We start from the raw sequence: 6,196 nt of genomic DNA, 5'->3' as shown, positions 1-6,196 counted from the left end.
GGGTGCCGCCGGGCGTGGCGGTGCCGCTGCGGCGGGGGGCGGCGGCGCGGCCTCGGGAAGCCGGCCGACCACGGCGCCGGTGTCGACTTCTTCCCCTTCGGCGAATTCCACCAGCGGCGCACCGACCGCGATCCGCGTGCCGGCTTCCGCCAGCAGCCGCAGCACGCGGCCGGATCGTGGGGACGGGATTTCCACCACCGCCTTGTCCGTTTCCACCGAGACCAGCGGCTGTTCCGCCGCGACATGATCCCCGGCGGCGACGTGCCAGGCGACGATCTCGGCATCCTGGAGGCCCTCGCCGAGATCGGGGAGCGGAAAGATGGCGCCAGTCATGCGAAGGCCATGGCGTCGCGCACCGCCGCGGCGATGCGGGCTGCGCTGGGAATGTAGCGCTGTTCCAGCCGCAGCAGCGGCATCACCGTGTCCCAGCCGGTGACGCGGCGCACCGGGGCGCGCAGGGACATCAGGCCGCGTTCGGCGACGCGGGCGGCGACCTCGGCGCCGAAGCCGGCGGTCAGCGGCGCTTCCTGCACCACGACGAGACGGCCGGTGCGCGCGACGGAAGCAAGGATCGTCTCCTCGTCCAGAGGCTTCAGCGTGGCGAGGTCGATCACCTCGCAGGACACGTCTTCCTTCTCCAGCGCCTCGGCGGCGGCGAGCGCCTCCGGCACCATGCCGCCCCAGGCGACGAGGGTGGCGTCCGTGCCCTCCCGCAGCACGAAGGCGCGGTCGAGCGGCAGGGGCGGCGCGTCGTCCGGCACTTCCTCCCGCACCGCGCGATAGAGGCGCGTCGGTTCGAGGAACAGCACCGGGTCAGGGTCGCGGATCGCCGCCAGCAGCAGCCCGAAGGCGCGCGCGGGGGAGGACGCCACGACCACCCGCAGCCCAGGAATGTGTGCGAACATCGCCTCCGGGCTTTCCGAATGGTGTTCCGGCGCGCGCACCCCGCCGCCCGTCGGCGCGCGGATCACCAGCGGGCAGGTCAATCGCCCGCGCGTGCGGGTGCGCAGCCGCGCGGCGTGGTTCACCACCTGGTCGAGCGCGGCGTAGATGAAGCCGGTGAACTGGATCTCGGCGACGGGCCGAAAGCCCTGCGCGGCGAGCCCGACCGCCAGCCCGGCGATGCCGGCTTCCGCCAGTGGCGTGTCGATCACGCGCTGCGGGCCGAAGCGGCCGAGCAGCCCTTCCGTCGCGCGGAACACGCCGCCATCGGTGCCGACATCCTCCCCGACCACGAGCACGGCGGGATCCTCGGCCATGGCGCGCGCCATCGCCGCGTTGACGGCCTGGACGAGAGTCCGCTCCGTCATGGCTCATCCCCCGTCGCTTCCGCCTTCTGGCGCGCCAGCTCGGCGGGCAGCACGGCGAAGGTGTGGTCGAAGATCGAGGCCAGGTCCTGCGGCGGCGTGGCGAGGTAGTCGGCCTCGGCCTGGTCCACCTCGGCGCGGCACTGGGCGAGCAGCGCGTCCTCCTGCGCCTTGGTCCAGGCGCCGAGCGAGGTGAGGTAGGTGCGCAGCCGCGGGAGCGGTTCCTCGCGCCAGTGCGGGCTGACCTCGGCATCGTCGCGGTAGCGGCGGGCATCGTCGGCGGTGGTGTGGTCGCCGAGGCGATAGGTCACCGCCTCCACCACCGTCGCGCCGCCGCCGGAACGCGCGCGGGCCAATGCCTCCGCCACCGCGTCGCGCACCGCGATCACGTCGTTGCCGTCCACCTGCATGCCGGGAATGCCGGCGGCGATGGCCTTCTGCGCCAGGGTCTCCGCCGCCGTCTGCGCGCGCCGCGGAACGGAGATGGCCCATTGGTTGTTGTTCACCACGAAGACCACGGGAAGGGACCAGACGCCGGCGAAGACCAGCGCCTCCGCCACGTCGCCCTTGGAAGTCGCGCCGTCGCCGAAGGCGCAGACCACGGCCCGGTCCTCCCCGTGCAGCCGCATGGCGAGCGCCACGCCGGCCGCATGCGGCGCCTGGCTGCCGACCGGCACGTTGACGGGGAAGTCCTGCCGCGGACCGGCGAAGTTGCTGCCGCGCTCGTCGCCACCCCAGTAGAGCAGCAATTCCCGCATCGTCACGCCGCGCCAGAGCTGCGCGCCGTGCTCGCGGAAGGCGGGGACGAAGACATCATCCGGCCGCATCGCCGCGGCGAGACCCACGGCCACGGCCTCCTGCCCCAGGGAGGAGGCATAGGTGCCGAGCCGCCCCGTGCGCTGCAGCGCCACCGCCTTCTGGTCGAAGGCGCGGGTGCGGACCATGCCGCGGTAGAGCGCCACCAGTTCCGCCGGGTCCCGCGCGAAGGCGGGCAGGTCGCCGGCCGGCACGCCATCGGGGCCGAGGTGGCGCCGATGGCGGATCTCGAAGCGGGCGACGACCGTCTCCATCAGCGGCCTCCGTTCGGCGGGGCGTCAGTGCGAGAGCAGCACCGGCACCGTCATCTGCCCGAGCAGCGTGCGCGTCACGCCGCCGAGGATGAGCTCCCGCAGGCGCGAATGCCCGTAGGCGCCGACCACGAGCAGGTCCGATGACAGTTCCGCCGCGCGGTTCAGCAGGAGTTCGCCGGCCTCGATCTCGGGCGCGACGGTGTGCTCGACCTCCACCTTCAGCCCGTGCCGCGCCAGGTGCAGGGCGATGTCGGCGCCGGGCTCGTCGCCATGGCCGTCCAGGCCAAGGCGGGGGTTGACGGCGGTGACGACGACGCTCGAAGCGCCGGAGAGAAGTGGCAGCGCGTCGTTGACCGCGCGCGCTGCCTCGCGGCTGGCGTTCCAGCCGACGAGGACGCGCCGGCCGAGGGTCTCGAAGCGCCCGGCGTAGGGGACGACGAGGACGGGGCGGCCCGAACTGAACAGCGTCGCTTCGAGGATCGCCGTCGCCGAAGGCTGCCCGTCATCGGGGCTCGCCTGGCCGAGCACGGCGAGGTCGGCGTAGCGCGCATGCAGCGACACCAGTTCGGGGGCCGCGCCCTCGACGCAGCGCCATTCGCCGGAGAGGCCCTCCCGCCGCAGCGTCTCGCGGAAGAGGGGCTCGACGGTCGCGGCCTCGGCCAGGGAGTCGGCGCGCATGCGCTCGAGCAGGTCGGCGAGCACGGCGCCGCTGGCCGCATCGGCCGCCGTCACCACCGGCAGGTTGATGTCCACGACGAAAAGGCCCGTCAGATGGGCCTCGTGCCGCCGCGCGAGTTCGGCGGCGAGCCGCAGGCGGGCCTGCGCCTGCTGGCTCGCGTCGAGATGCACCAGGATGTCCTTGAGCGCCATGCTGTCCTCCTGCGGCGCGGCGAGGCCGCCGCGGCATGTCTTTCTGGAAGTCTAGGCCTCTTCGGACCCTTCGGCTTGAGCGTCATCAACTCTGCCCCACTCCGGCCCGGTGTGGGAGGGGCCCCGGTCACCATGCCCCATTCATTGCGGAAAGGCTGCCGCAGCGAGCGCCGCCACATGGTCGTGCCCCATGCGGGCGTAGGTCAGCGGATGCGCGCGGGCGGGATCCTGCTCGGCTTCCACCACGAGCCAGCCATCGTAGCCCGCGGCGGCAAGCGTGGCGAAGACGGGCGCGAAATCGACCCCGCCGTCGCCCGGCACGGTGAAGACGCCGTCGAGCACCGCCGCGAGGAAGGGCTGGTCCTGCCGCTTCGCCGCCGCCATGGCCGCGGGGCGCACATCCTTGCAATGCACATGGGCGATGCGCGCGGCGTGGCGACGCGCGGCCGCCAGCGGGTCCCCGCCGGCGAAGGTGAGATGGCCGGTGTCGAGCAGCAGCCCGACCTCCGGCCCGGTGCTCGCCATCAGCCGGTCGATCTCGGCCTCCGTCTCGATCACCGTGCCCATGTGGTGATGGTAGGCGAGGCGCAGGCCGCGCGCGGCGAGGCGGCGCCCCATCTCCGCCAGCCGCGGCGCGAGGAGGGTCCAGTCGGCGTCGCCCAGCACCGGGCGGCGGGAGAGCGGCGTCGCGCGCTCGCCATGCACCGCGCGGCTGACCTCGGCGAAGACGATGGCGGTGCACCCCATGGCGCGGAGCAGCGCGATGTGTGGTTCCGCCGCCGCCATCTCGGCCTCGACGTCGCGTTCGAGCAGGCGCGAGCCATGCCAGCCCGAGGCCAGCGCCAGCCCGTGCCGCGCCAGGACCGGCCGCAGGGTGGCGGCGTCGCGCGGGAACTTGTTGCCGAGTTCCACGCCCTCGAAGCCGGCGAGCCGCGCCTCGGCAAGACAGGTCTCGAGCGGCGTCTCCGCGCCGAGCTCGGGCATGTCGTCATTGGTCCAGGTCAGCGGATTGATGGCGAGGCGGACGGGCATCTCAGGCTCCGGGGCGCTGGCGGGCGCGCTGCGTCTCGTAGTCGGCGCGGGCGCGCTTCTGCGCGGCGTCGCGCGGCAGGGCAGTGACCGGCACGTCCCACCAGGCGCCTCCTTCCCGCGTCGCGGCGGCAGGATCGGTGGCGATGACGAGGACGGTCGTGCGCTTCGCGCGGAAGGCGCGAGGCAGGGCATCCTCCAGCGCGGCGATGCCGTCCAGGGCCAGCGCCGCGGCGCCGAGGCTCGCCGCATGGGCCGCGAAATCCACAGGCGGCGCGGCCTCGGGAAGCAGGTTGTTGAAGGGTGCGCCGCCGGTGCCGCGCTGCAGCCGGTCGATGCAGCCGAAGCCGCGGTTGTCGAGCACGACGATCGTCAGCCTGGTACGCATCGCCACCGAGGTCGCGATCTCGCTGTTCATCATCATGTAGGAGCCGTCGCCGACGAGCACGACGACCTCGCGGTCCGGCATCGCCAGCTTGGCGCCGAGACCGCCGGCGATCTCGTAGCCCATGCAGGAATAGCCGTATTCGAGGTGGTACGACGCACTGTCCGTCGCGCGCCACAGCTTGTGCAGTTCCCCCGGCAATCCGCCGGCGGCGCAGACCACGATGCCGTCCTTCGGCATGGCGCGGTTGACGGCACCGAGCACCTGCGCGTCGGTCGGCAGCGCGCCGGGCTTCGGCGCGGCGGTGACGCGCGCCACGGTGGCGTGCCAGCGGGCGGCGCCCTTCGCCGCCCGCGCCGACCAGGATGCCGGGGCGGACCAGCCCGCCAGGGCCGCATCCAGTGCTGCCAGCCCGCGCGCCGCGTCGGCCACCAGGGGCAGCGCGCCGTGCTTCGCAGCGTCGAAGGCGGCGGCGTTGAGCGCCACCAGCCGCGCCTGGGCGAACAGCGCGCGCGACCCCGTGGTGAAGTCCTGCAGCCGCGTGCCGATGGCGAGCACGAGATCGGCGCGCGCCGCGAGCGCATTGGCCGCCTCGGATCCCGTCACGCCGATGGCGCCCGCATTGCGCGGATGGTCCCAGGCCAGGCTTCCCTTACCGGCCTGGGTTTCCGCCACCGGCACGCCATGCGCCTCGGCGAAGCGGGCGAGCGCGTCCTCCGCGCCCGCGTACTTGACGCCGCCGCCGGCGACGATAAGCGGCCGCTTCGCGGCCCGCAGCGCGGCCGCGGCCTCCGCGAGGCCGCGCGCATCGGGCTCCGGCGCGCGCGGCCGATGGAGGCGGCGGCGGAAGAAGTCGTCCGGGTAGTCGCAGACCTCGGTCTGCACGTCCTGCGGGAAGGCGATCGTGGCCGGGCCGCACTCGGCCGGGTCGGTCAGCACGCGCAGGGCGGCGGGAAGGCTGGTCAGCACTTGCTCCGGCCGCGTGATGCGGTCGAAGAAGCGCGAGACCGGGCGGAAGCAGTCATTCGCGGAGATGGTCGGGTCGCCGAACTGCTCGATCTGCTGCAGCACCGGATCGGGGCGGCGGCTGGCGAATACGTCGCCGGGCAGGAACAGCACGGGCAGGCGGTTCACATGCGCGACCGCGGCGGCCGTCACCATGTTGGTCGCGCCCGGCCCGATGGAACTCGTGCAGGCCATCATCCTGCGCCGCGCATGGGTCTTGGCGAAGGCGACGGCGGCATGGGCCATGGCCTGTTCGTTGTGCGCGCGGAAGGTGGGCAGGCGCTTGCCAGCCGCGTGCAGCGCCGGACCCAGGCCCGCGACATTGCCATGCCCGAAGATCGCGAAGACCCCGCCGAAGAGCGGCACGCGCCTGCCGCCAATCTCGGTCTCCTGCGCTGCAAGGAAGCGGATCGTCGCCTCGGCCGCGGTCAGGCGGATGCCGGTCATGACGTTTCCCCCGCGTGTTGACGCCCGGGAAGTGTTACGGATGGAGGGCGGGGCGACAAGCGCGGCCCATCCGGGGAGAAGGA

Annotated in this window: 6 protein-coding genes; all 6 read right to left on the bottom strand. The window is 73.5% G+C overall.

What is annotated here, in order from left to right; translation table 11 throughout:
• Nucleotides 1-333, bottom strand: a 333-nt coding sequence (locus tag GXW76_RS15180; RefSeq protein WP_338150969.1) for a biotin/lipoyl-containing protein, incomplete at its 3' end; no start/stop codon positions are given.
• The gene (locus GXW76_RS15175) at nt 330-1,310 is read right to left on the bottom strand and encodes an alpha-ketoacid dehydrogenase subunit beta (RefSeq protein ID WP_211862929.1); all 981 of its coding nucleotides are present in this window, start codon (nt 1,308-1,310) and stop codon (nt 330-332) included. The genes GXW76_RS15180 and GXW76_RS15175, both read right to left, overlap by 4 nt.
• Nucleotides 1,307-2,377: a pyruvate dehydrogenase (acetyl-transferring) E1 component subunit alpha gene (pdhA, locus tag GXW76_RS15170; protein WP_211862928.1), complete on the bottom strand. Its 1,071-nt coding sequence runs from the start codon at nt 2,375-2,377 to the stop codon at nt 1,307-1,309. The genes GXW76_RS15175 and pdhA overlap by 4 nt, the downstream gene beginning before the upstream one ends.
• Nucleotides 2,378-2,401: 24 nt before the next feature.
• Entirely contained in the window at nt 2,402-3,247 is an 846-nt protein-coding gene (locus GXW76_RS15165) for a universal stress protein (RefSeq protein ID WP_211862927.1), read from the bottom strand.
• A 141-nt stretch (nt 3,248-3,388) separates the two neighbouring features.
• Complete coding sequence (iolE, locus tag GXW76_RS15160) at nt 3,389-4,279, bottom strand: myo-inosose-2 dehydratase (RefSeq protein WP_211862926.1); 891 nt, start codon at nt 4,277-4,279, stop codon at nt 3,389-3,391.
• Nucleotide 4,280: 1 nt separating this feature from the next.
• Nucleotides 4,281-6,113, bottom strand: coding sequence for a 3D-(3,5/4)-trihydroxycyclohexane-1,2-dione acylhydrolase (decyclizing) (gene iolD / locus GXW76_RS15155; RefSeq protein ID WP_211862925.1), 1,833 nt, complete (start codon nt 6,111-6,113; stop codon nt 4,281-4,283).
• Nucleotides 6,114-6,196: the final 83 nt, after the last annotated feature.

The sequence above is a fragment of the Neoroseomonas soli genome, assembly GCF_018129065.1.
GTDB lineage: Bacteria > Pseudomonadota > Alphaproteobacteria > Acetobacterales > Acetobacteraceae > Neoroseomonas > Neoroseomonas soli.
This window is presented reverse-complemented; position numbering and strand designations above follow the sequence as displayed.